Source organism: Cellulomonas sp. P4_A2 (genome assembly GCF_056402515.1).
On the sequence record NZ_JBFUHG010000218.1, the window covers coordinates 1 to 370 of the forward strand.

The window sequence follows — 370 nt, forward strand, 5'->3', positions numbered from 1 at the left end:
TCCCACGGGTCGCGCAGACCTATTCCCCCGTTGAGGCTGGTAACGCGCACCGCCGGATGGCGGCCGGCGGCGTCCGCGGCCGCCTCGTCGTCACTTTCTGAATCTCACCCAACTCCAGGAAAAACAGGAGTAGTCAGCAATGTCAGCACGTTTCACCAACAAGGTCGTCCTCATCACCGGCGCCACCTCCGGCATGGGTCGGGCCACCGCCCGGCGGATCGCCGCCGAGGGCGCAAAGGTCGTCCTCGCAGCCCGTGGCAAGGAGGCCGGCGACGCACTGGCCGCCGAACTGCGCGCCGGCGGAGCAGACGCCATCTTCGTACCCACCGACGTGACAGCCGAGGCCGAGGTCGCGGACCTGGTCCAGCAG

1 protein-coding gene is annotated in these 370 nt (G+C 68.6%); it reads left to right on the forward strand.

From position 1 onward, the window contains the following. Positions 1 to 139: 139 nt before the first annotated feature. The coding region (locus AC1DUE_RS20795; RefSeq protein ID WP_477041290.1) for an SDR family NAD(P)-dependent oxidoreductase at positions 140 to 370 on the forward strand (231 nt) is incomplete at its 3' end.